Genomic DNA, 23,539 nt, shown 5'->3' with positions numbered 1-23,539 from the left:
TGACTGTGAACCGATCTCGGAGGCTCATATCGATATCAGTGCTGGGCGGAACGCTGGTGATCCTGACCATCCTCGCCGCTGGCCCGCTGCAGCATCTCGACACCCACGGCCATGAGTATTGGAGTCGGATGCTGCCGCCGGAGGTGCAGTACGTCCTCCAGCACATCCTCGATCCGATCGCGGGCCAAGCGGTCTGTCTGCCGGTGCTCGCCACCGTCGCGGTCGTGGTCGCCCACCGGCGCCGCAGCTGGCGGCCGATCATCTGCGCGATGGCCGCGGAGGCGGCGTTCTACGTGGGCGTCGGCGGCTCCAAGGTGCTGCTCGCGCGCCCGGCACCCACCGAGCAGGACGCGGAGTTCTTCGCCGGCGGGATCCTGAAGGACGGCTGGCACGGGATCAGCTATCCGTCCGGGCATGCTGCCGAGGCGGTCCTCGTCTACGGCACCGCCGTCTACCTGATCGCGCGCTACACCGCTGCCTCGCGGACCACGGTGCGGTTCCTCGCGGCCGGCGTCGGACTGATCGCGCTGAACGCGGTCGCGGTCTCCTACACCCTCGGCTGGCACTGGGCCAGCGACCTCTTCGCCGGCCTGCTCACCGGTGGTCTGCTGCTGCGGCTGCTGGTCTGGTGGGACACCGAGGCCGCCGCCCGGGAACGTGAGGATCAGGAGCTGGCCGCGGAACGACCGCTCGTGCCGGCCAGCTACGAGCGGACCGAGAAGCTCGCGGCCTAAAGAGCGGCGAGCACGCCGTCGGCGTACTTCTCCAGCTTCGCCTCGCCGATCCCGCTGATCGTCCCGAGCTCGTCGCGACTGGCCGGCAGCCGGGTGGCGATCTCGCGGAGCGTGGCGTCGTGGAAGACGACGTAGGCAGGTACGCCCTGCTCCTTGGCGACCTCGCCGCGCCATGCCCGCAGCCGCTCGAAGACCTCGGCGGCCTCGGGCGAGAGGTCGGCGGCGGCCACCTTCGGCTTCCGCTCCCCGGAGCCGCTGCGACGAGCCTGCCGCGGCGGCTCCTTGCGGAGCATCAGCTGCTGCTCCGAGCGGAGCACCGGTCCGGCGGCCTCGGCCACCGAGAAGACGCCGTAGCGGGTGTCGACGGCGAGCATCTCCCGAGCAAGCAGCTGCCGGATCACGGAGTGCCAGTCGCTCTCGGCGATGTCGGTGCCGATCCCGAAGACGGAGAGCTCGTGGTGGCGGAACTGGCGGACCTTCTCGGTCTCCTTGCCCCGCAGGATGTCGACGATCTGCCCGGCCCCGAAGCGCTGTCCGTTGCGCTCGCGGTCGAGCCGGATGACGGTGGAGAGCACCTTCTGGGCGGGCACGGTGCCGTCCCAGGACTCCGGTGTGGCCAGGCAGGTGTCGCAGTTGCCGCACGGCTCGGCCGCTTGGCCGAAGTAGCGCAGCAGCTGCACCCGCCGGCAGTCGACGGTCTCGCACAGTGCCAGCATCGCGTTGAGGTGCTGGCCGAGCCGGTGCTTGTGGGCGCGGTCGCCCTCGGAGGTCTCGATCATCTGCCGCTGCTGGACGACATCGGCGAGCCCGTAGGCCAGCCACGCGGTCGACGGCTGCCCATCACGTCCGGCGCGGCCGGTCTCCTGGTAGTAGCCCTCGACCGACTTGGGCAGGTCGAGATGGGCCACGAAGCGTACGTCCGGCTTGTCGATCCCCATCCCGAAGGCGATCGTGGCGACCATGACGATGCCGTCCTCGCGCAGGAAGCGGGACTGGTTCTGCGCGCGGGTCCTGGCGTCGAGACCCGCGTGGTAGGGGAGCGCGGGGATCCCGGCGCCGACCAGGGTCGCGGCGGTGCGCTCGACCGAGTTGCGCGAGAGGCAGTAGACGATGCCGGCCTCGCCCGGGTGCTCGGTGCGGATCAGGTCGAGGAGCTGCTTGGCCGGCTTGTCCTTCGGGGCGATCCGGTACTGGATGTTGGGCCGGTCGAAGGAGGCCACGAAGTGGCGGGCGTCCTCGAGGTTGAGCCGGGAGGCGATCTCGCGCCGGGTCTCGGCGGTGGCGGTCGCGGTCAGCGCGATCCGCGGCACCTCCGGCCAGCGCTCGTGCAGGTGGGAGAGCTGCAGGTAGTCGGGGCGGAAGTCGTGACCCCACTGGGAGACACAGTGGGCCTCGTCGATCGCGAACAGCGAGATCTTGGCCTGGTCGAGGAGCCGTCCGGTCTCGGGCACCCGCAGCCGCTCCGGGGCCAGATAGAGCATGTCGAGCTCACCGGCGAGGAGCGCCTTCTCCACCTGCTGCCGCTCGTGGGGCATCTGGGTGGAGTTGAGGAAGCCGGCGCGCACGCCGAGCGCGGAGAGTGCATCGACCTGGTCCTGCATCAGCGCGATCAGCGGCGAGATGACCACCCCGGTCCCGGCCCTCACCAGGGACGGGATCTGGTAGCACAGCGACTTCCCGCCACCGGTCGGCATCAGGACGAGCGCATCGCCGCCGCCGGCGACGTGCGCGATGATCTCCGCCTGTTCGCCGCGGAACTCGTCGTAGCCGAAGACGCGGCGCAGTACATCCAGCTCCGGGGTCAGCTCCGCGCTTCGCGCGGTCACTTCCTCGCTCGGCACGAGCGGACGAGCAAGCTCGCCGCTCGGCCTCGCTCGGTTCGTCTCACTCACGGGTGTGACCCTATCGGCCGGCACCGACGGTCACGACCTCCTCAGACCGAGACCTTGTCCCGCTTGACCGTGCCCTCGTTGACGGCGGCGGGGCCGTGGGCGCGCTCGAGCCCGGCGCCCTCGACGTCCACGTTCGGCAGGATGCGGTCGAGCCACTTCGGCAGCCACCACGCGGAGCGGCCGAGCAGGTGCATCAGCGCCGGCATCAGCAGCATCCGGACGATGAACGCGTCCAGCAGCACCCCGAGCGCGAGCCCGAAGCCCATCGAGCGGATCATCACCGACTCGGCGAAGATGAACCCGCCGAAGACGGAGACCATGATCAGGCCGGCCGCGATCACGACCGAACGCCCGGCACGGAAGCCCTGGGCGACGGCGATTCGGGCCGGGGCGCCGTGGACGTACGCCTCACGCATGCCGGAGGCCAGGAACAGCTGGTAGTCCATCGCCAGGCCGAAGAGGATCCCGACCAGCAGGATCGGCAGGAAGCTCAGGATGGGGCCTGTGCTGTCCAGGCCGATCCACTCCGCGCCGATGCCCTTCTGGAAGACCGCGACCACGACGCCGTACGTCGCCAGCAGCGAGAGCACGAAGCCGCCGGTCGCGATGAGCGGGACCAGGATCGAGCGGAAGACCAGGATCAGGATCAGCAGCGAGAGGCCGACGACGACGGCGAGGTAGGGGAGGAGTACGTCGTTGAGGCCCTGCGACACGTCGATCGCGACCGCGGTGGCGCCGGCGACGCCGAGCGTGATGTCGCCGTTGACCGCCGGCATCTCCCGGATCGCGTTGACCAGCTCGTTGGTGGAGACGCTGTTGGGGCCTTCCTCGGGGACGACCTGGAAGGCCGCCGTGCGACCGTCCTCGGAGACCGCGGCCGGGGCCACGGCGCGTACGTCATCGAGGTCCGCCAGCGCCTTGGCGACCGTCAGCTGGGATCGCTGGATGCCGGCCTCGTTGAGGCCGTCGGGCAGCTCGGCGGCGACCAGCAGCGGGCCGTTGGCGCCGGCGCCGAAGCTGTCCTCGGTGATCGTGTAGGCGGTCTTGGCCAGCGAGCCCTCGGGCTCGGAGCCACCGTCGGGCAGGCCGAGGCGCATGTCGAGGGCGGGGACCGCGAGAGCGAGCAGGGCGACTACGGAGGCGACGACCGTGACCAGCGCGCGCCAGGTGGGCATCGGCTTGGCGTGGGCCTCGGCGGCGTCCTGCTCGGCGACCTTCTTCCGGGCGCGCTTGGAGACGATGCGGCCACCGACGAGGCCGAGGATCGCCGGGGTCAGAGTGATCGCGACCAGGACGGCGATCGCGACGCAGGCCGCGCCGACCGAGCCCATCAGGCCGAGGAACGGGATCCCGGTCATGTTGAGGGCGACCAGCGCGACGATCACGGTGGAGCCGGCGAAGACGACCGCCGTGCCGGCGGTGCCGTTGGCGAGCGCGATCGACTCCCTCACGTCGGAGCCGTGGAGCAGCTGCTTGCGGTGCCGGTTGAGGATGAAGAGCGAGTAGTCGATGCCGACCGCCAGGCCGAGCATCAGGCCCAGGATCGGGGTCATCGAGGCCATCTGCACGACGCCGGAGAGGGAGAGCGCGCCGAGAGCGCCGATGCCGACTCCGGTCAGCGCGGTGACCAGCGGGACGCCGGCGCCGATGATCGTGCCGAGCATGACCAGGAGGACGATCGCGGCGACGCCGACGCCGACGATCTCACCGGGACCCATCGGGTTGGGCGCCTCCTGGGAGATGTCGGAGGAGACGCCGATCTCGACGCCGTCGATCGGGTTGTCGGTGAAGTGGTCGACCGTGGCCTTCTTGGTCTCCTCGGACATCTCCAGACGGCCGACGGAGTAGGCGACGTTGACCAGGGCGGCCGAACCGTCCGCGGAGACCATCCGGATCTCCTCGGAGAGCTCGAGCAGCTCGGCGCCGTTCTCGGCCTTGGCGGTGTTGGCCTCGAGGTCGGCGGCGCTGTCGTCGAGCTTGGACTGCTGCTTGTCGAGGGCGGCCTGCTGGGCATCGATGTGCGTCGTCGGCATGCCGGCGGCCTGCAGCTGGGCGCGGGCCTTGTCGATGTCGGCCTGCGCCTTGTCGAGCCTGGCCTGGGCGCTGTCGAGCTGGGTGCGGCCGGCCTCGAGCCTGGCCTGGCCCTCGGTGACCTTCTCGGCCTGCGCCTTGCGCTGGGCCTCGGTCTGGAACGGGTCGGTGACCGCGGCGACGTCGGGGAGGTCCTCGGCGCTGGTGATCAGCGCCCGGATCTCCTGCTTCTGGGTCGAGCTGAGCGGGGTGCCGTCCTCGGTCTGGAAGGCGATCGTGCCGGAGCCGCCGGCCAGGTCGGGCAGTCCCTCCTGGAGCTCGTCGACCACCTCGGACGAGGGCAGCCCCGGGATGTCGAAGCTGGTGGTGAGCTCGCCGGACCAGGCGACGTACGCCCCGGCGGCGCCGGACAGCGCCAGCACCCAGGCAAGGATCACAAGCCAGGCGCGGCGCGCGGCCGACTTGCCCAATCGGTACAACAGCTCCGCCATGACGGCATCCCTCCGGTAATACGCAACGGTGCGTCCAGTTAATCACCTGTACGCCGATGGACAAGGGCTGCTGAGGGAGTGATGTGTCACACCTGTGCCGTGGCCAGGAGATGGCACGGGCTCTTAGGATGCCGTTCATGCCAGCGTCAGCAGGAGTGCGCCGAAGGGGTGCCGTACGCAGCGAGGAGGCTCGCATGGCGGTCCTCGACGCGACCGGGCGGCTCTTCGCCACCCAGGGCTATGACCACCTCACCATCGAGGGCATCGCAGCCGAGGCCGGTGTCTCCAAGCAGACGATCTACCGCTGGTGGTCCTCGAAGAGCGCGGTCGTCGCCGACGCCCTGATCGAGGACCTGCTGCTGCCGGACCACCCGGTCGTACCGGACACCGGGGACATCCGTGCCGACCTGATCGCCTGGATGCAGAGCCTCATCGACCTCGTCGCCCAGCCCGGCAACGACGGCCTCGTCCGCTCGCTCGTCGCGGCCGCCTGCGAGAACCCCGACATCGGCACCCGCCTCAACGACGCGCTCGGCATCACCGCCACCGTCTCCACCCGTATCGAGGCAGCCGTCGAGGCCGGCCAACTGCCCGCCGACCTGCCGGTCAAGGAGTTCGTACGCGCCCTGGTCGGCGGGTTCGTGCTCCACTCCCTCGAGCGCACCGAACCCGCTCCGGACGTCGCCGAGCGCCTGGTCCGCGCGCTCTTGCACTGAACTTCTCTTTACCCAAGAAAGAGGGGTACGGACCTCCGCGGCCGGGCTACGGTGTGAGGCATGCCGAAGGTGCCGCCGCCCGTCTACGTCGCCGTGGGCCTGGCCGCCCAGCATCTGCTCGCTCGGGGCCGCCGGCCGACCGTCGTGCGGTCCGTCGCGGCCGGTCTCCTCGCGGCCGGCTCGGTCTATGTCGCGGGCGGAGCCGCCCGGGCGTTCAAGCACAAGGACACCACGTTCAACCCGCTCGAGCCCGAGGGTGCGACCGCGGTCGTCACCGACGGACCGTTCCGCTACACCCGCAACCCGATGTACGTCGGCATGGCTGGTCTCCTCACCGCCCACGCCGTTCTCCGCGGTGGCTGGCTTCCGCTCGTCCCCGTCGCGGCCTTCGTCGCCGTCATCGACCGCACCCAGATTCCCGCGGAGGAGCGTGCCCTGTCGTGGAGCTTCGGCGACGCGTACGACGCCTACCGGAGCGCCACGCCCCGCTGGCTCGGCCCGGTCCGGGGTGTCCCGCGTGGCTGATCTCCTCCACACGGTCATCGATACCACCGACGTACGTCGCCTCGCCGAGTTCTACCGCCAGCTCCTCGGCCTCGTCTACCGGCCGGGGGACGAGGAGCCTGGGGATGACGACGACTGGCTCGTTCTCACCTGGCCCGACGGGCGTCGTGCTCTTGCGTTCAACCGGGTCGACGAGTCTGAGATGGCACCTTCTGACTGGCCTGCTCCTGGGGCGGTCAAGCACATGCATCTCGACACGGTCGTCGGTTCTGTCTCGGAGCTCGATGCTGAGCATGTTCGTGTGCTCGGGTTGGGGGCTTCTCTCCGGCTTGATCGGTCTGACGATCCTGATGAGCCTCTGCGTGCTTATGCCGATCCTGACGGGCATATTTTCTGCATCTTTGTTGGCTGATCTTTCTTCGGGGTTGGGGTGGGCCGCCGACCCGTTTTCTGAGGGTCCCGTCGAGAAAAGATTTGGCTGGCTATCGGGGCGGCGGCCCGGGTGTGGCGCAGCGGATTCTTGCTTGGGAAGGGTGAGGTTGATGGGGCGGAAGGGTGGCCCTTCGGGCCACTTACCATCCACAGGTGTCAGGTCGTTCGCTCACCGCGAAAATGGCACTTGATCAGGGAAAATAGGTATCCGCCGGGGGTTGGAAATAGTAGAATCAGACCCATCACAACACCTCTTTGAAGGGGAGGATGGCGATGAGTCTCGGCCGCTCGATCGACCACTGGGGCACCAACCCCGGCGACGCGATCGACGCTGCCTTGAACGCCATCGAGACCGCCCTCCAAGAACTCCTCTCCACCGATCCCGCGTATTGGCGCACCGGGCAGAAGAAGGACCTGCTCGAGCGGTTGGAGAAGCTCCAGGCCCAACAAGCAGCGCTGAAACTTCGAGTGCTCGCCACGGCCGGCGACATCGCCGAAGAGACCGGTGCCAAGGACGCCTCCGGGTGGATGCGAACCGAGCTCCTCGTGGACAAGTCGGTCGGGCGTGCGCAGGTGAAACTCGCGGCTGCGGTGAGCAAGTACGACCTCGTGGCCACTGGCCTGGCTGGGGGTGTGGTGTCGCAGGACAAGGCGAAGGTGATCACCCAGGCCCTCGATGCCATCGAGACCGACCCGGCCGCCAGTGCCGAGGACCTGGTCCTGGCCGAGAAGCTGCTGGTCGACTACGCGACCGGCCTGACGGCGAACGAGTTGAAGATCGTCGGGCGACGGATCCTGACCGAGATCGACCCGGATCGGTTCGAGCAGGCTGAGGCGAAGGCTCTGCAGCGCGAAGAAGAGCACGCCCAACGGCGTACCTTCTTCCAGTCCCGCGACAACGGGGACGGGACTGTGGACATCCACGCCCGGGTTTCCCGTGCGGTCGGGATGCGGCTGCGGACCCTGTTGGATTCGCTGGCTCAGCCCAGGAAGCTCTCGGCCGAGAACAAGGGCCGCAAGGCGCCCTATGACCGGCTGCTCGGCCAGGCCTTTGCCCGAGTGGTCGAGACCTACGACGTGGACCAACTGCCCCGGCACGGTGGCCACGGCACCACGGTGTTCATCACCATGAGCGTCGAGGACCTCCGCAAGGACCTCGGCACCGCCGCACTGGGTTTCAACGGCGAGCAGATCACCGCCGCCGAAGCCCGACGAATGGCCTGCAACGCAGACCTCGTCCCGGTCGTGCTGGGCACCGGCTCCGAGATCCTCGACTTCGGACGCACCGCCCGGTTGGCGCATCCGATCCAACACCGGGCGTTGCGCCTACGGGACAAGTGTTGCCAGGCCGAAGACTGCGATGCGCCCGCCGCCTGGACCGAGGCCCATCACTTGAAACCGTGGTCCGAAGGTGGCCGAACCGATCTGGCGAACATGGTCTTGTTGTGTTCGAGTGATCATCGCCGGATCCATGACCCCAACTACGGCTATGAGCGACTCCCGAGCGGCCGGATCCGGTTCATCCGGCGTACCTGAGCATGCTCCGTACGATCACTCACTCGTGCGGTCTGCTTGTGAAGCATTCACAAGGTGTCATCGTCTTGTAAAGGCACGAGGAGGCCTCGACCCAGGGACTGACCGGCCCAGGGCACGCAAGCGACAGTGAGACCCCGCGTACTCCCTGGGCGGGTGGGTGAGAATGGGTGAGTGAGCGAGATCGAGTACGCAGACAACCCGGCCAGGCACCGCTACGAGATCCGCGACGGCGAGACCGTTGCGGGGCTGGCGGCTTACCGGCTGCCCGACGACGAGCATGTGGACTTCCTGCACACCGAGGTCAAGGAGGCCTACAACGGGCAGGGACTCGCCTCGAAGCTGGTGGCGTTCGCGCTGGCCGATGTGAAGGCGAAGGGGAAGAGGATCATCCCGCATTGCCCGTACGTCGCGGGGTGGCTGAAGCGGCACGGCGAGGAGTACGCCGACATCACCGACTGGCCCGCCTGATCACGAGAGATCAGAGGGAGTCTGCCGACTTCCGCGGCTCCAGACCGAGCTTGGCCAGGGGAGTGCAGGTCATGTGGGCCGAGGGCCAGGTCTGGCCCCGGGAGGAGCCGCGGGAGTAGGGCCTGGCGCCCGACTGGTAGGTCACGAAGAACTCGTCCCCGACCTCGGCGACGCCCTCGGCCAGGTTGGGGAGCCACTGCAGAGCGCGGGGGCGGATCGTGACCCGGTCCTGCACGATCAGCTGGCTGCGTCGGGCGGGGCCGCGGTTGACGCTGAAGACGTACTCCTCCTCCCGGACGACGACGCCCTGGGTGCCGACGGGGGTGCGTACGCCGATCGGGGTCTTGATCTGCCAGCTGTCGTCCTTGCGGATGTACTTGTAGAGGCGGTTGTTCGCGTGCGACCCCACGTAGAGCAGGTCCTTCGCCGCGGCGAGGTAGGAGCCGGCGGCGACCGCGACCAGTGGGGAGACGGTCGAGACGGTCGAGAGCGGTTCGGCGTGGACGATCTGGGTCAGTGAGTAGCGGTAGAGGCGGGGCGGGTTGCCCTCGCGGCAGACGAAGACCTCGTCGCCGATGACCGCGACGCCGCCGGCGTTGACCGGGCCGCTGACGCTGCCCTTCGGCCCGCCCAGGTAGACGGCGTTGATGAGCTCACCCGACGGCCTGTCGATCAGAGCGAGCGCGGAGCCGAGCTTGTCGCCGTAGTAGCCCTGCAGGAGCAGCTCGGCCTCGGGGGAGTAGGCCAAGCCCTGAGGGATCCAGCCGTGGTCCTCGTCCCCGGTGAGCACCCCGGCGGTGGCGATGTGCGGGATCAGCGGACCGAGTCTGCTGCCACTACGGCCCAGCCAGGTCTCGGTGCGGTCGATGCCGCGTTGGACCCACTTCTGCTGCCTCTTGGCGGTCACCTTGGGGTCGATCACGATCAAAAAATCTATCCGCTCGGACACCGATCGGCGGTCGCTTCGGGGCGCGAGTCCGACAACTGTCCACCTGACGGAACGGTCGGGCGACAGGTTCCATGTACTCGCGGGTAGATATGGTGGCAGGATCTGCCGACATGACGAAGCACGCCGACGTGATCGTGGTAGGAGCCGGCCTTGCCGGCCTGGCAGCAGCGGCCGAGGTCGCGGACGCGGGAAAGAGCGTTCTCCTGGTCGACCAGGAGCCGGAGCAGTCGCTGGGCGGTCAGGCCTTCTGGAGCCTCGGTGGGCTCTTCCTCGTCGACAGCCCCGAGCAGCGCCGGATGGGGATCAAGGACTCACCCGAGCTGGCGCTCCAGGACTGGATGGGATCCGCCCAGTTCGACCGTGACGAGGACCTGTGGCCGCGACGCTGGGCCGAGGCGTACCTCGACTTCGCGGCGGGTGAGAAGCGGTCCTGGCTGCGCCAGATGGGCCACCGGATCTTCCCGGTCGTCGGCTGGGCCGAGCGTGGCGACGGCCGCGCCGACGGCCACGGCAACTCCGTGCCGCGCTTCCACATCACCTGGGGGACCGGACCGGGTGTGGTCGAGCCGTTCGAGCGGCGGGTGCGCGCCCACGCCGACAGCGGCCGGATCACCTTCGCCTTCCGGCACCGCGTCGACCATCTCGTGGTCGAGGACGGGGCCGTCGTCGGCGTACGCGGCAAGGTGCTCGAACCCAGCGACATCGAGCGCGGGCATGCCTCCTCGCGCACGGAGGTCGAGGACTTCGAGCTCAGCGGCCAAGCCGTGATCGTCACCTCCGGCGGCATCGGCGGTGACCACGACCTCGTCCGCAAGCACTGGCCCGCCCGCCTCGGCACCCCGCCGAAGTCGATGGTCTCCGGCGTCCCGGCGCACGTGGACGGCCGGATGCTCGCCATCACCGGAGCGACCGGCGCCAAGATCATCAACGACGACCGGATGTGGCACTACGTCGAGGGCATCCGCAACTGGGACTCGATCTGGGCCAACCACGGCATCCGGATCCTGCCCGGCCCCTCCTCGCTGTGGCTGGACGCGACCGGCAAGCGTCTCCCGGCGCCGTTCTTCCCCGGCTTCGACACCCTCGGCACGCTCAAGCACCTGCGTCAGACCGGCTACGACTACTCCTGGTTCGTGCTGACCGAGAAGATCATCAAGAAGGAGTTCGCGCTCTCCGGCTCGGAGCAGAACCCCGACCTGACCGGCAAGGACATCAAGCTGCTCGCCGAGCGGGCGCGCAAGGGCCCCGGCCCGGTGAAGAGCTTCATGGAGCACGGCGAGGACTTCGTGGTCGCCGAGAACCTCACCGCGCTGGTCCACGGCATGAACGGCCTCGCCGAGAAGGACCCGACCGGCCCCCAGATCAACGAGAGCGAGCTGCGCCGGATCATCGAGGCCCGCGACCGCGAGATCGCCAACAACTTCACCAAGGACGCCCAGATCACCGCGCTGTACGCCGCCCGCCACTACCGCGGCGACAAGCTGCAGCGCACCGCCAAGCCCCACCGGATCCTCGACCCCGAGGCCGGCCCGCTGATCGCGGTCAAGCTGCACATCCTCTCCCGCAAGACCCTCGGCGGGCTCGAGACGGACCTGTCCGGCCGCTGCCTGACCGCCGCTGGCACCCCGCTTCCGGGGCTCTACGCGGCCGGCGAGGTCGCGGGCTTCGGCGGCGGCGGGATGATGGGCTACAACGCGCTCGAGGGCACGTTCCTCGGTGGCTGCCTGTTCTCAGGCCGCACGGCGGGCAGGGCCGCGGCCGCCGCGATCTGATCAGGTCGGCTCAGTGGGCGCCGGAGAGGTTCAGCCCGACCACGCCGACGACGATCATCGCCAGGAAGCCGGCCTTGGCGGCGGTGAGGTGCTCGCCGAGGAACATCACGCCGATGCCGGCGACCAGTGCGGTGCCGAGGCCTGACCAGATGGCGTACGCCACCGAGACCGGCATCCGCTCCACGACCACCGAGAGCAGCCAGATCGAGGCGCCGTAGCCGGCCAGGACGGCGACCGACCAGCCGAGGTTACGGAAGCCCTCGGTGCGGGGAAGCAGCGCGGTGCTGACGACCTCGATCGCGATCGCGGCGACGAGCAGAATGGCGGCGTACATCTTCGGGTCCTCCTGAGGCGCATGTAGCGACTGCTACATCACGCCAAATGTAGCAGTCGCTACATGTTGGGCATAATGCTTTTCATGGACCGCAAGGAGGAGCTCCTCGGGCAGGTGGTCGACCACGTGCTGGAGCACGGGCTGATCGGGCTGACCCTGCGTCCGCTGGCGGCGGCGATCGGCACCAGCGACCGGATGCTGATCTACCACTTCGGCGGTCGCGACGAGCTCGTCGCCGCGGTCGTGGCGCGCACCAACGAGCTCTCCGTCGCAGCGGTCGCGGCGCTGGAGCCCGCCGATGACGTACGTGCTGGCGTGGAGACCCTGTGGCGGGCCTACCGCACCGAGCCGCTGCACAGCTGCCTGCAGATCTACCTGCAGGCGGCCGCGACCGGGCTGATCGGGATGGAGCCCTACCGCTCGGTCGTCCGGGAGACCAACGAGCTGTGGTACGCCGCGCTCCGTGACTATCTCACCGCCTGTGGCGCGCCGCCCGAGCGCGCCGGCCGGATCGTCACGCTCGTCGACTCGTCGCTGTTCGGCTTCCACCTGGACCTGGCCACCGACCGGCCGGACGAGCTCGCCGCCGGTGTGGCCGATCTCGCCGCTGCCGCGGGAGCGATCGCCGAGGGCTGATCGAGGGTCCGGCACAATGCGCGGGTGACCTCGCTGCTGAAGAACATCCCCGCCGACCGTATGCACCTGTGGCTGATGCTCGTGCTCACCTTCACCACCGGCATCAACGACGCCGTCGGCTACCTCGGTCTGGACAAGGTGTTCACCGGCAACATGACCGGCAACGTGGTCATCCTCGGTATGGCGCTGGTCGGCGACACCGACCTGCCGGTCCTCGGGCCGGCGCTGGCGCTGGTCGGGTTCATGGGCGGCGCTGCGCTCGGCGGGCGGGTGCTGAAGGCCGACAAGCAGGCCTGGAGTGCGCGTACGACCGCGCTGTTCTCGCTGGTCGCAGTGGTGATGCTGGCGCTGGCCGGGCTCCTCTTCGTGACCGGTGACGAGCCGTCGAGCGCGGTGATGATCACGACCACCACGCTCGCCGCGGTCGCCATGGGGACCCAGGCGGCCGCCGCTCGCCACATCGCGGTCAAGGACGTGACCACCGTCGTCGTCACCAGCACGATCACGGGTCTCGCGGCCGACTCACCGATCGGATCCGGCAAGGCGTCCTTCCGTGGCGGCGGCACCGCGCGGCGCGTGATCACCATCCTGCTGATCCTGCTCGGTGCCTCCGCCGGCGCCGGGATGCTGCTGTGGCACACCGGCGGCGGCCTGCTGCTCGCCGGCATCCTGATCGGGCTCGCCACCGTCCTCGGCGCCTGGCACGCCCGGGTGCACCGCTCGATCATCTAGGGTCTGCCACGTGGAGTGCCCCAAGTTCGCGGTCAGCGTCGATCTCGTCGTGCTCACCGTTCGTGACGAGGCGCTCTGCGCCCTGGTCGTACGCCGCGGCATCGAGCCGTTCGTCGGCGCCTGGGCGCTTCCGGGCGGGTTCGTCCTCGACGACGAGGGCCTCGAGGAAGCGGCGGCGCGCGAGCTCGCCGAGGAGACCGGCATGCGGCCGGGCAGCGTGCATGTCGAGCAGCTGGCGACGTACGGCTCTCCTGGGCGAGACCCGCGGACGCGGGTCGTGACCGTCGCCTATCTCGCGCTGGCGCCCGACCTGCCGGTGCCCGCGGCGGGGTCGGACGCGGCGGACGCGCAGTGGTGGCCGGTCGACTCGCTCCTGGCCGGCGGCGGCCTCGCCTTCGATCACGCCGCGATCCTGCGTGACGGCGTCGAGCGTGCTCGCTCCAAGCTGGAGTACTCACCGCTGGGCGCGGCGTTCTGTGCCGAGGAGTTCACCGTCGCCGAGCTGCGCCGGGTCTACGAGATCGTCTGGGGCGAGCGCCTCGACCCCCGCAACTTCCATCGCAAGGTCACCAAGACCGAGGCCTTCCTCGAGCCCACGGGCACCACGACGACCCGGGACGGTGGCCGGCCGGCTCAGCTCTTCCGCCGGGGCTCCGCCGAGCACCTGCACCCGCCGCTGCTGCGGCGTACGACCTGACGGTTTGGTCACCGAAAGGTCTCGGGCTGATCACGAACCGATAACGGCGAATCCGGTGTGGTGGACGGCACATGCGACGCGGCCTACGCGCGTTGGGTAACTAGACAACAACCACGGCATTGTTGTCCAGCGGACGCCGTGTCTCGGGACCGTACGCCCTGTTCGAGAGGTTCGTCTTGAAAGGGTCGTTACAACGCCGAAACGCCAGTGCCAGCCCCTGAAACCTCCGCTCGCTACGGTCCCCGAAACCTATGCGTGACACTCCTCGAAGGGAACTCGTTTCGATGTCTACCCCCGCCTCTCGGACCTCGCGACGTAAGTCAGTACAACGCCGGGCCGCCGCGGCCCTCCTGACCCTGGTCGCCGCCACCACCCTGGCCGCCTGCGGCTCCGACTCCGAAGAAGGCAGCAGCGAGGAGGGCTTCGGCACCATCTCGATGCAGTACTCCTGGATCAAGAACGAGGAGTTCGCCGGCGAGTTCTACGCCGAGGACAAGGGCTACTACGAGGAAGCCGGCTTCGACGCTGTCAACGGCATCTCCGGCCCCGACACCGGCGTGGCCAAGCTGCTCTCCGGCAAGGTCCAGGTCGCCATCAACGACGCCGCCTCGGTCGGCTCCGCGATCGCCGAGCAGGAGGCGCCGCTGAAGATCATCGGCGCCACCTTCCAGAAGAACCCGTTCACCATCCTCTCCCTCAAGGACGGCGGCAACATCGCGACGCCGGCCGACCTCAAGGGCAAGAAGATCGGCGTCCAGGACTCCAACGTCAACGTCTTCAAGGCGATCCTCGCGGCCAACGGCCTGGAGGAGAAGAAGGACGACATCACCGTCGCCCCGGTCGAGTTCGACCCGACGCCGCTGATGAAGGGCCAGGTCGACGGCTTCATGGCCTACCTGACCAACGAGGCCATCACCGTCGAGATGGCCGGCCACGAGATCACCAACCTGCCCTACGCCGAGAACGGCGTGCCGTACGTCGCCGAGACCTACACCGTCACCGACCAGTACCTCGCCGAGAACCGCGACCTACTCAAGGCGCTGCTGACCGCCGAGATCAAGGGCTGGACCGAGACCTTCAAGAACCCCACCGACGAGGTGGTCAAGGTCGTCACCACCCACTACAACCAGGCGGCCAGCGACTCCGACGGTCTCGAGGCCAGCTTCGGCGAGCTCGACCCGGTCAAGACCAAGCGTGGTCTCGAGGAGTCGCAGAAGCTCATCTCCACGCCGGAGACCGAGAAGAACGGCCTCTTCACCATCTCCGAGGAGCTCCAGCAGCAGACCGTCGACTCGCTCGCCGCCGCCGGCTGGGAGGTCTCGGTCGAGGACCTGTTCGACACCTCGATCATCGACGAGATCTACGAGGAGAACCCCGAGCTCAAGGACTACCAGAAGTAGTCATGGCCGAGAACAAGCTCATGGATGCCGGTGCTCCCGCTGCGGAGACCGGTGGCGGCACCGGCATCCACATCTCCGGAATCAGCAAGGTCTTCGGCTCCGGGTCGAAGGCCGTCACCGCGCTCAAGGACACCGAGCTCCACACCGACCAGGGCTCGTTCCTGGCCCTGCTGGGGCCCTCCGGCTGCGGCAAGTCGACGATCCTGCGGATCCTCGCGGGCCTGGAGACGCCGACGAGCGGAGAGGCGTACGTCGACGGCAAGGCTCCCGCCGAGCTGCGGCGTGACTCCGAGCTGGGGATCGCGTTCCAGGACCATGCGCTGCTGCCGTGGCGCTCGGTGGTCGGCAACATCAAGCTCGTCTTCGAGGTCGCCGGGCGGCGTCCCGACATGTCCTACATCCACGAGCTGATCAAGCTCGTGGGGCTGGAGGGCTTCGAGAAGGCCCGCCCCGCGCAGCTCTCCGGCGGGATGCGGCAGCGGGTCTCGATCGCCCGGGCGCTCGCGCTGAAGCCGTCGGTGCTCCTGCTCGACGAGCCGTTCGGCGCGTTGGACGACATGACCCGGCAGAACCTCAACCTGGAGCTGCTGCGGATCTGGACCGAGAAGCCGGCGACCACGCTGCTGGTCACCCACGGTGTGAACGAGGCGATCTTCCTCTCCGACCGGGTCGCGGTGATGTCGCCGCGACCGGGCCGGATCAAGGAGATCATCGAGGTCGACCTTCCTCGGCCGCGTACGCCCGACATGATGCGTACGCCGGAGTTCCACGCGCTGGCCGACCGGGCCTCCGAGCTGCTCTTCGGTGACGACGGGCGCGCCGAGGCGGAGTCTTGATGCGACTGAGTCAACAGCTGGCTGGCTGGGTGGCCGGTCTGATCGGCGTGGTCTCCCTCTTCGTGCTGTGGGCGGTCGTGGCCGTGGCCGGGTTCCCGCCCGATCCGGGCACCGGGTTCACGCCGGTGCCGCCGCCGTGGACGGTCCTCTCGGAGATGGCGGCCGCGGGTCCGTCGGCGTTCTGGGACGGCGTGCTCCGGGAGACGCTGATGGAGGCGTCGATCGGGTTCCTCTGGGGTAACCTGATCGCCCTGCTGCTGGCCTCCCTGGTGCTGCTGGTGCCGTGGCTGGAGCCGATGATCATGCAGATCGCCGTGACGACGTACTGTCTGCCCGTGGTCGCCGTGGGCGGCATCTCGATCGTTGTCCTCGGCGGCGCCGAGCAGCCCGGTGACCCGTCGAAGACGTCGATCTTCCTGGCCGCGCTGATGGTCTTCTTCACCACCGTCGTCGGGGCCGTGCTCGGGTTCAAGTCGGCCGATCGCGCCTCGCTCGACGTGGTGCGGGTCTACGGCGGGTCGGTGTGGACGCAGCTGGTGAAGGTACGCCTCGTCGCGGCCGTGCCGGCGATCCTCAACGCGCTGCAGATCGCGGTGCCGACCGCGATCCTCGGGGCCGTGCTCGGCGAGTACCTCGGCTCCACCGACCGTGGCGTCGGGCGCACGCTGATCGTCCTGCAGGGCAAGCCCGACCCGGAGCGGCTCTGGGCCGTCTTCCTGGTCTGTGCCCTGGTCGCCCTGGCCGGCTATCTGCTGCTGGGGCTGGTTTCGCGTCTGGTGACGCCATGGGTCGCTGGGAGGTCCGGATGAGGTCGGGTGCCAAGGGTCTGTCGCGGGCGGTCCTGGGGCCGGTGCTGCACACCGTCGCCGCGCTGGCGATCGTGGTCGTGCTCTGGCAGGCGTTCGTGTCGTTCTCCAGCGTCTCTGAGTTCGTCGCGAAGGGGCCGCTGGACGTCGTCGACCACCTCTTCACCGGGCCGGACGCGGCCGCCCATCGGGCGGAGCTGTTCCCGCTGACGTGGGTGACCCTGAGGGACGCCGCGCTCGGCTTCCTCGCCGGGATGGCGATCGCCGTGGTGGCGGCGGTGCTCTTCAACCTGTCGCGTACGGTCGAGGCCGGCGTGATGCCGCTGGCGCTGCTGCTGCGCTCGATCCCGCTGGTCGCGATCGCTCCGGTGGTCATGCTGATCACCGGCCGTGCGTCGACCGCCTCGGTCGTGGTGCTCGGGATCATCGTGGTGCTGTTCCCGGCGCTGGCCGCGGTCCTGTTCGGGCTCACGCAGGCCTCGCCGCAGTCGCTGGACCTGGTGGCCGTCTACGGCGGCTCGCGGCTCACCGCGATCCGGAAGGTGTCGCTGCCCGGCGCGCTCCCGTCGATCTTCGCCGCCGCCCGGGTCTCGGTGCCCGGCGCCGTGACCGGCGCGCTGCTGGCCGAGTGGCTCTCGACCGGCAAGGGCATCGGCGGCAACATCCAGAAGTTCCCCGCCGCCGCCCGCTTCGACGACCTGTGGGCAGCCGTCGCGATCATCACCGTGGTCACGCTGGTGCTCTACAACCTCGTCCAGCTCCTGGAGTCGGTCGCGCTGGAGCGGATGGGGATGGGCGCCTCGCAGTAGCCGGTCAGTAGTCCGTGCGGTCCTGCTTCGCGAGCCAGGCGTCGAACGGGTCGTACGCCTGCGGGATCCGCAGCTCGTCGACCTTGGTCGGCCAGTCGTGGTGCTCGTTGGCGCGGCCGGTCCCGAACAGGTCGTAGAAGGCGCGGTCGTCGAACCCGCCCTTGGCCGCGTCGTCACGGTCGGCCGCGTAGACGACGCGGTCCAGGCGCGCCCACAGCGCGGTCGCCAGACACATCGGGCAGGGCTCGCACGAGGTGTAGAGGGTGCAGCCGGCCAGCGAGAAGCTGTCGGCCTCCTTGCAGGCGGCACGGATCGCGACGATCTCTGCGTGGGCGCTCGGGTCCAGGTCGCGGGTGACCCGGTTCTGGCCGGTGCCGAGCAGGATGCCCTCGCGGAGGATGATGGCCCCGAACGGGCCACCGCCGTTGTCGACGTTGCGCACGGCAAGTGCGATCGCCTGCTCCAACCACATGGTGTCGCTCATAAGATCCCCCCGGATCGATGTTCCTGCTGCCATTCTGCTCCCAGGCATCACTCGACCTCGTGGAGCCGGTCGTAGGTGGCGCTGATGGTCGAGACGCGGTCGCGTCCGGCCCGTCCCCGCTCGTGGAGTACGCCGTCGGCGAGCACGCTCGCCAGCGACATCGGCGCGGCCAGGGAGTCGAAGGCGAGAGCGCCTTGGACCGGGCACTCCAGCGCGATGTCGGCGCGGCCGAGGTGGACCGTTCCGGTCGGGTCGGCGATCACGATCACCGTGCTGTCGGAGGCCGCGGCGGCGTCGACGAACTCGCCGAAGCCCGGCGGCCGGCGCCGCAGCCCGACCGCGATCACCACCGATCCCTCGCCGAGCTCGGCCAGCTCCTCGCCGATGACCTGGCCGGGAGCGGGCGCGAGCGTGACCCGCTCGCGGGTCTGGGTGAGCTGCTGGCGCAGATGGAGCGCGACCGGGTAGGAGTTGCGCCAGCCCGCGACCATCACGTCGCTCGCCCCGGCGATCGCCTCGATCGCCTCGGTGATGCCGGCCTGCTCCACGACCCTCGCGATCGCGGCCGCCTCACCCTCGGCGTGGGCGCTCAGGTCCGGGGCGCCCTCGACACGTCGCGGCTCGCCGGCCGTACGCAGCCCCCGCAGGTGGTCGCGTACCTCGTCGAAGCCGTCGAATCCCAGCGAGCGGAAGAGCCGGCTCATCGTCGCCTTGGACACCTCCGCGAGCGAGGCCAGCTCGGCCGCTCGGTAGGTCGCCAGGTCGTCGAGATGCTCCAGCAGCGTGTCGGCCGCCTTGCGCTCCTGCGGGGAGAGCTCCTGGTAGTGCACGGCGATCCGCCGGTCGATCCGCTGGTCCACCCGAGTCGTGGTCATGCCGGTCACGCGAACCCAGGTACTGAGGCCCAGGCGTCCGGCTCGGTCGATCCGTCACGCTGCAGGGTCGCCTCGATGAGCCCGTAGGGGCGGTCGGCGGCGAAGAAGACCTCGTTCTGGTTTTCCAGATCGAAGGGGGAGAGGTCGACGAGGAAGTGGTGCTTGTTGGGACAGGAGATCTTGAACTCCGCGATCCCCTCGAACGCCTCCATCACGGCCCTGCCCATCTCGTAGATGGTCTGCTGCAGCGCGAGCGAGTGCACCTCTGCGAAGGTGTCGAGCATGATCGCGCGGATCCGGTCGTAGGCCTCGTTCCAGTCCTCCGGGTGGCTCTCCCACCGCCACCACGCGGTGACCTCGGTCGCCAGGATCCGGTCGGTCGTCTCGGCGAGGGTGGTGTAGCGGTCCCGCGGGAAGCCGTGGAACTCCGAACCGGTCGACTTGAGCACCACCAGGTCGGTCAGGCCCGACAGAACGAATTTTCGTTCGCCATAGCTGTTGACCACTGCCGTACGCGTCTCCTGACCGCGCCGGGCGAACGAAAATTCGTTCGCCGGGATGCGGTCCCAGGAGTAGGACTCCGCCTTCATCACCGACCCGGTCACCCACGACTGCTCGGCCCAGTAGGCGGTGAGGTCGAGCAGGAACGCCTCCGGCGAGGTGATGCCGACCTCCTTGGCCTTCGCGTAGACCACGTTCTTCTGGGTGTCGGTGGCGTGCACGTGCACGTTGTCACCCTCGGTGAAGGCCGTCGCGAAGTCGCCCCTGAGCTGGGTGGACACGTTCAGGTCGTGGATGGTGTGTCGCCCGCCCTCCCGGTCGACCTTGACCAGGCGTACCTCCGCCTTGCCGTGCTGGTTGGGGCCAAGAGTGATCGACATCAGCTTCCTCGATAGGTCGTGTAGGAGAACGGACTGAGCAGGAGGGCGACGTGGTGGTGCTCGCCGGCGGTGACGGTGAACCCGATGGTCACCTCGGGAAAGAAGGTCTCGCGATCCTGCTCGGCGAACCAGGGCCCGGTCGCGAAGGTCAGCATGTGTGGCCCGGGCGGCACCTCGCCGTCGAACCGCACCCGCCCGTCGGCGTCGGTGGTCGCGGTGCGCGCGCTGTCGTCGGGAAGGGTGAGGTAGAGCGCGAGCCCGGCGGCTGGCCGGCCGAGGGCGGCGTCGAGGACGTGCGTGGAGACGGTGGTCATACCACCAAGCCTCGCAGCCGGAGCAACGCGATCTCGGCGAGCTGGCCCTTGGTCACCGTGATTTCGGTAGCCGGGTCGTTCTCCAGCCGATCCTCGAGGAGCGCGAGCATCTCCTCGGCGCTGCGTCCTGCCGCCCGCACCAGGTAGATCCGCCCGAACCGCTCCTCGTAGGCCGCGTTCCCCGCCCTCAGCCGCGCCTGCACCTCGGCGTCGGCCGGGTCGACCCCGGCCTGCTCGCGGGCGGAGAGTGCCGCGCTCTCTCCGCCCCCGGAGTGCCGTTCCCCGATCCGGGGGTGGTCGGCCAGGGCCGCCTCGACCTCTTCGTCGGTCCAGGCCGCGGCCAGCTGCCTCGCGGCGGCGAGCAGGTCCGGTATGTCCGTATAGGGCCGCCCCGCGACCAGCCCGGCCGCCCACGAGGGGATCGCGACACAGGGTGCGACGACGCTCTCCGCCTCGTCGGCGGGCAGGGCATCGAACTCGGCGAGCGTCATGGTCACCAGGGCAGCCTATGAAACGAGCGTTTCGGCGTCCGCAACGCAGGTTGCCTTTGTGTAACGCCCGGGCGGCTACCCCGCGAAGCTCTGGGCCAGGGCGAGGAGGTCGCGGTCGCGGCCGGGTGCGGCGACCAGACAGAGCCCTGCCGGGAGGTTGGTGGGCGTGCGGACCGGGATCGAGACGGCGGGGAGGCCGGCGATACCGGCGATGCAGGTGAGGCGCATGGTGTCGTCGCGCACCCCGGCAGCGTCGGCCGCTGTCGGTGCCACCGAGGAGGCGCTCGGGTAGGCGAGGATGCGGTCGCCGACGACGTCGAGGATCTCCGTACGCGCCTGCGCGAGCACGGTGCGCGCCTCGGCCGCCTGCTCCCGGGTCACCGACCGGGCCATCTCGAACCGACCGCGCACCGCCTCGCCGAGCGTGTCGAGCCGGGTCTCGAGCCACGCCCCGTGGGCCTGCCACGCCTGGTAGGCCTGTCCGATGACGAAGGCCTGGCGCCACTCGTCCAGCCTTGCCGCCTCCCAGACCAGCGGCTTGGCTTCGGGCAGGGCGTCGCTCACGGCGGTGGCGACATCCTCCGCGGCGAGTCCGACCAGCGCCGGCACCAGGTGGACCTCGTCCACCGAGACGGACGACGCCGGAGCCTCCGGCAGCAGTACGTCCCCCACCGCCTGCAGCAGGAACGCCGAACGCGTCATCCACCCGACGGTGTCGAAGGCCTTGGCGAGCGGGAGCAGGCCCTCGCGCGAGACGGCCCCGTGCGACGTACGGATCCCGTAGAGGCCCTGGTAGGCGGACGGGACCCGGATCGAGCCGCCGGTGTCGGTGCCGAGGCCGATCGACGCCTGGCCGAGGGCGACCGCGGTCGCCGAGCCAGATGACGAGCCGCCGGGGATCCGCCCGGGAGCCTTCGGGTTCGGCGGCGCCCCGTAGTGGGCGTTGAGCCCCGACAGCGAGTAGGCGAACTCCTCGGTGCGCGCGATCCCGCGCACCGACGCCCCGGCGTCGAGCAGCGCGGCGACGGCAGCGGCATGCGACGGTTCCGTCGGCGCCTGCTCCAGCCAGGCCGGGCTCCCGGCGCCCACCGCGAAACCGGCGACCGCGAAGAGGTCCTTGACCGCGACCGTCTCTCCCGAGAGGGCGCCGTCGGCGGTGTGCGAGGAGACCAGCGGGTCCCCGACGACCCGCCAGATCCGGGTGTCGAAGGCCGGCGCGGGCGCCGAGACATGGGCCGCGGTGACCTGCCAGCCGCCGTACTCGATCCGCACCGGGTCCCGCGCCCACAGCTGCGTCTGCAGACCGCGCCCGCCGCGGTCGAGCTCGGTGACGGCCACGATCAGTGCGTGGTCGTCGTCGATCACCTGCACATGGGTCTGCACGATGCGCCGCTTCGGCGCGCCGCCGCGCGACCCACGAAAGGCGGAGATCTGCTCGTGCCCGACGAGCAGCCCGGCGGCATCACCGCGCAGGGTGGTCGGTGAGTCGGCGAAGAGCGCGTCCAGAGCGGCGACGTCGTCGGACATCAGCGCGCTCTCGTACGCCCGGAAGGCCTGCAGCAGCCCGTGCGGGACCGGTTTGAGCTGGGCGCCGGCATGTCGAGGGGTCATAGGGCGAAGTCTGCCTTGCGGATCGTGGCGTGTACGCCTTTGACGACGTCGACGACCTGAGAGATCCGGAAGTCGGTGGCTGCCGAGAGATAGGCGTACGCAGTCTCCGGCTCCATCCCGAAGCGTGCGCTGAGCAGGGCGATCGCGGCCCGGACGCAGTTCTGTGTGGCCACGTCGAGGGACTCGTCGAGCCCGGTGGGAATCAGAAATTCCGAGGTCTCCGCCAGCGGGCCGGCGAGCTCGCCGAACCGCGCGGCGGCCTCCTCGCGAGCGACCAGGTCGAAGCGGAGCGTCGCCCGGAGCGAGGCCTCCAGGGCGGTCAGCGAGACCTCGCCGTCGCCCTGCGCGAAGTGCGGGTCGCCGACGTAGGCCAGCGCCCCGGCGACCTGGACGGGCAGGTAGAGGGTCGCCCCGGCCGTGAGCAGCCGGATGTCGATGTTGCCGCCGTGCGACCCTGGCGGGACCGAGTGCGGCCGCTCAGACCCCGGCACGGCGACCCCCATGATCCCGAGGAACGGGTCGAGGGCGAACGACGCCGGCCCGATCACCCCGCGCCCGTCGACGACGGGCGTGAAGACGCTGTGCACCGGCGAGTCGCCTCGCGGGAACTCGCCCGGCAGCGCGCCGCGCCCGTGCCGGTTCGACACCACGCCGTAGGGCACCCGCGGCAGCGTCTCCAGCACCGTGATGGCGAGCAGGTCACCGACCTCGGCACCCTCGACCTCGATCGGCCGCGAGACCACGTGCGGACCGTCGACGCCGAAGGTCCGCTCATAGCCCGACGCGGCGAGAGCGACCGCGTCGGAGAGGACCTCCGAGACGCCGTGGGCCGAGAAGAACCTCTCCGGGTCCCGCCCCTGGTCCTCGAGGATGCCCTCGTGGGAGATCGTGTCCACGGTCACCGAGGTGCCTGGCGCGACGCTCAGCACGGGGGAGTCCGTCGCGCACGGCAGCCGCCCCCACAGCACGTTGTCGACCTCGGCTGGAAGGTAGGTCGAGGAGCTGATCGGTCCGGATCCCGGCTGCAGTGCCGTCACGGTGGGGGCGGTCATGGCCGAAACCGTATGGAACGGATGTTTCACGCTCGTGACGAGCGGATCAGCCGGTC

General features: G+C 69.6%; 25 protein-coding genes. 14 read left to right on the top strand and 11 right to left on the bottom strand.

Annotated features, from left to right (window positions below):
- Window positions 1-56 precede the first annotated feature (56 nt).
- Window positions 57-734 carry a phosphatase PAP2 family protein gene (locus OH802_RS26755; RefSeq protein WP_406023408.1) on the top strand — a complete coding sequence of 226 codons (678 nt, stop codon included), beginning with the start codon at window positions 57-59 and terminating at the stop codon, window positions 732-734.
- On the opposite strand, the gene recQ is transcribed toward OH802_RS26755, so the two are convergent.
- Together recQ and OH802_RS26745 are read right to left on the bottom strand one after the other, a co-directional pair.
- Complete coding sequence (gene recQ, locus OH802_RS26750) at window positions 731-2,560, bottom strand: DNA helicase RecQ (RefSeq protein WP_406029418.1); 1,830 nt, start codon at window positions 2,558-2,560, stop codon at window positions 731-733. The genes OH802_RS26755 and recQ overlap by 4 nt on opposite strands.
- A 107-nt stretch (window positions 2,561-2,667) precedes the next feature.
- Complete coding sequence (locus OH802_RS26745) at window positions 2,668-5,148, bottom strand: MMPL family transporter (protein ID WP_406023407.1); 2,481 nt, start codon at window positions 5,146-5,148, stop codon at window positions 2,668-2,670.
- Window positions 5,149-5,285: 137 nt separating this feature from the next.
- Between OH802_RS26745 and OH802_RS26740 the strand changes: the two genes are divergently transcribed.
- From OH802_RS26740 to OH802_RS26720, 5 genes are all read left to right on the top strand, one after another.
- Window positions 5,286-5,864, top strand: a complete 579-nt coding sequence (locus OH802_RS26740) for a TetR/AcrR family transcriptional regulator (protein WP_406023406.1) — start codon at window positions 5,286-5,288, stop codon at window positions 5,862-5,864.
- Window positions 5,865-5,924: 60 nt separating this feature from the next.
- Window positions 5,925-6,389, top strand: coding sequence for a methyltransferase family protein (locus OH802_RS26735; protein WP_406023405.1), 465 nt, complete (start codon window positions 5,925-5,927; stop codon window positions 6,387-6,389).
- Window positions 6,382-6,780, top strand: coding sequence for a VOC family protein (locus OH802_RS26730; RefSeq protein WP_406023404.1), 399 nt, complete (start codon window positions 6,382-6,384; stop codon window positions 6,778-6,780). The genes OH802_RS26735 and OH802_RS26730 overlap by 8 nt, the downstream gene beginning before the upstream one ends.
- Window positions 6,781-7,073: 293 nt before the next feature.
- Complete coding sequence (locus tag OH802_RS26725) at window positions 7,074-8,336, top strand: DUF222 domain-containing protein (protein ID WP_406023403.1); 1,263 nt, start codon at window positions 7,074-7,076, stop codon at window positions 8,334-8,336.
- A gap of 171 nt (window positions 8,337-8,507) precedes the next feature.
- Window positions 8,508-8,804, top strand: a complete 297-nt coding sequence (locus tag OH802_RS26720; protein WP_406023402.1) for a GNAT family N-acetyltransferase — start codon at window positions 8,508-8,510, stop codon at window positions 8,802-8,804.
- A 10-nt stretch (window positions 8,805-8,814) separates the two neighbouring features.
- On the opposite strand, the gene OH802_RS26715 is transcribed toward OH802_RS26720, so the two are convergent.
- Entirely contained in the window at window positions 8,815-9,726 is a 912-nt protein-coding gene (locus OH802_RS26715; protein ID WP_406023401.1) for a hypothetical protein, read from the bottom strand.
- A 137-nt stretch (window positions 9,727-9,863) separates the two neighbouring features.
- On the opposite strand from OH802_RS26715, the gene OH802_RS26710 reads away from it, so the two are divergent.
- Window positions 9,864-11,525, top strand: coding sequence for an FAD-binding dehydrogenase (locus tag OH802_RS26710; RefSeq protein WP_406023400.1), 1,662 nt, complete (start codon window positions 9,864-9,866; stop codon window positions 11,523-11,525).
- Window positions 11,526-11,535: 10 nt separating this feature from the next.
- On the opposite strand, the gene OH802_RS26705 is transcribed toward OH802_RS26710, so the two are convergent.
- Window positions 11,536-11,859, bottom strand: a complete 324-nt coding sequence (locus OH802_RS26705; protein WP_160024812.1) for a multidrug efflux SMR transporter — start codon at window positions 11,857-11,859, stop codon at window positions 11,536-11,538.
- A gap of 84 nt (window positions 11,860-11,943) precedes the next feature.
- On the opposite strand from OH802_RS26705, the gene OH802_RS26700 reads away from it, so the two are divergent.
- From OH802_RS26700 to OH802_RS26670, 7 genes are all read left to right on the top strand, one after another.
- On the top strand, window positions 11,944-12,495 hold the full coding sequence (locus tag OH802_RS26700; protein WP_406023399.1) for a TetR/AcrR family transcriptional regulator: 552 nt from the start codon (window positions 11,944-11,946) through the stop codon (window positions 12,493-12,495).
- A 24-nt stretch (window positions 12,496-12,519) separates the two neighbouring features.
- Complete coding sequence (locus OH802_RS26695) at window positions 12,520-13,227, top strand: YoaK family protein (protein ID WP_406023398.1); 708 nt, start codon at window positions 12,520-12,522, stop codon at window positions 13,225-13,227.
- A gap of 10 nt (window positions 13,228-13,237) precedes the next feature.
- Window positions 13,238-13,924 carry an NUDIX hydrolase gene (locus OH802_RS26690; RefSeq protein ID WP_406023397.1) on the top strand — a complete coding sequence of 229 codons (687 nt, stop codon included), beginning with the start codon at window positions 13,238-13,240 and terminating at the stop codon, window positions 13,922-13,924.
- Between the two features lie 284 nt (window positions 13,925-14,208).
- Window positions 14,209-15,324 (top strand): ABC transporter substrate-binding protein, encoded by a 1,116-nt coding sequence (locus OH802_RS26685; RefSeq protein ID WP_406023396.1) that lies wholly within the window; start codon window positions 14,209-14,211, stop codon window positions 15,322-15,324.
- A 2-nt stretch (window positions 15,325-15,326) separates the two neighbouring features.
- Window positions 15,327-16,160 (top strand): ABC transporter ATP-binding protein, encoded by an 834-nt coding sequence (locus OH802_RS26680; protein ID WP_350720500.1) that lies wholly within the window; start codon window positions 15,327-15,329, stop codon window positions 16,158-16,160.
- Entirely contained in the window at window positions 16,160-16,969 is an 810-nt protein-coding gene (locus tag OH802_RS26675) for an ABC transporter permease (protein ID WP_406023395.1), read from the top strand. Before OH802_RS26680 ends, OH802_RS26675 begins: the two co-directional genes overlap by 1 nt.
- Window positions 16,945-17,775 carry an ABC transporter permease gene (locus OH802_RS26670; RefSeq protein ID WP_406023394.1) on the top strand — a complete coding sequence of 277 codons (831 nt, stop codon included), beginning with the start codon at window positions 16,945-16,947 and terminating at the stop codon, window positions 17,773-17,775. Before OH802_RS26675 ends, OH802_RS26670 begins: the two co-directional genes overlap by 25 nt.
- A 4-nt stretch (window positions 17,776-17,779) precedes the next feature.
- Here the strand turns inward: OH802_RS26670 and OH802_RS26665 are convergent, their stop codons facing one another.
- The 7 genes from OH802_RS26665 to OH802_RS26635 form a co-directional block, all read right to left on the bottom strand.
- On the bottom strand, window positions 17,780-18,259 hold the full coding sequence (locus OH802_RS26665) for a nucleoside deaminase (RefSeq protein WP_378835528.1): 480 nt from the start codon (window positions 18,257-18,259) through the stop codon (window positions 17,780-17,782).
- Window positions 18,260-18,306: 47 nt separating this feature from the next.
- Window positions 18,307-19,134, bottom strand: coding sequence for a MurR/RpiR family transcriptional regulator (locus OH802_RS26660; protein WP_406023393.1), 828 nt, complete (start codon window positions 19,132-19,134; stop codon window positions 18,307-18,309).
- Between the two features lie 5 nt (window positions 19,135-19,139).
- Window positions 19,140-20,015, bottom strand: a complete 876-nt coding sequence (gene pucL / locus OH802_RS26655; protein ID WP_406023392.1) for a factor-independent urate hydroxylase — start codon at window positions 20,013-20,015, stop codon at window positions 19,140-19,142.
- Window positions 20,015-20,329 carry a hydroxyisourate hydrolase gene (gene uraH, locus OH802_RS26650; protein WP_355225851.1) on the bottom strand — a complete coding sequence of 105 codons (315 nt, stop codon included), beginning with the start codon at window positions 20,327-20,329 and terminating at the stop codon, window positions 20,015-20,017. The genes pucL and uraH overlap by 1 nt, the downstream gene beginning before the upstream one ends.
- Complete coding sequence (gene uraD, locus OH802_RS26645) at window positions 20,326-20,820, bottom strand: 2-oxo-4-hydroxy-4-carboxy-5-ureidoimidazoline decarboxylase (RefSeq protein ID WP_406029416.1); 495 nt, start codon at window positions 20,818-20,820, stop codon at window positions 20,326-20,328. Before uraD ends, uraH begins: the two co-directional genes overlap by 4 nt.
- A 75-nt stretch (window positions 20,821-20,895) precedes the next feature.
- A complete protein-coding gene (locus OH802_RS26640; protein ID WP_406023391.1) occupies window positions 20,896-22,431 on the bottom strand; it encodes an AtzH-like domain-containing protein in 1,536 nt (511 codons plus the stop codon).
- Complete coding sequence (locus tag OH802_RS26635; protein ID WP_406023390.1) at window positions 22,428-23,483, bottom strand: acetamidase/formamidase family protein; 1,056 nt, start codon at window positions 23,481-23,483, stop codon at window positions 22,428-22,430. The genes OH802_RS26640 and OH802_RS26635 overlap by 4 nt, the downstream gene beginning before the upstream one ends.
- Between the last annotated feature and the right edge of the window lie 56 nt (window positions 23,484-23,539).

The sequence above is a fragment of the Nocardioides sp. NBC_00850 genome (genome assembly GCF_045207335.1).
GTDB lineage: Bacteria > Actinomycetota > Actinomycetes > Propionibacteriales > Nocardioidaceae > Nocardioides.
Note: the sequence above shows the minus strand (reverse complement) of the source record. Positions and strands in the feature narration are given on the sequence as shown.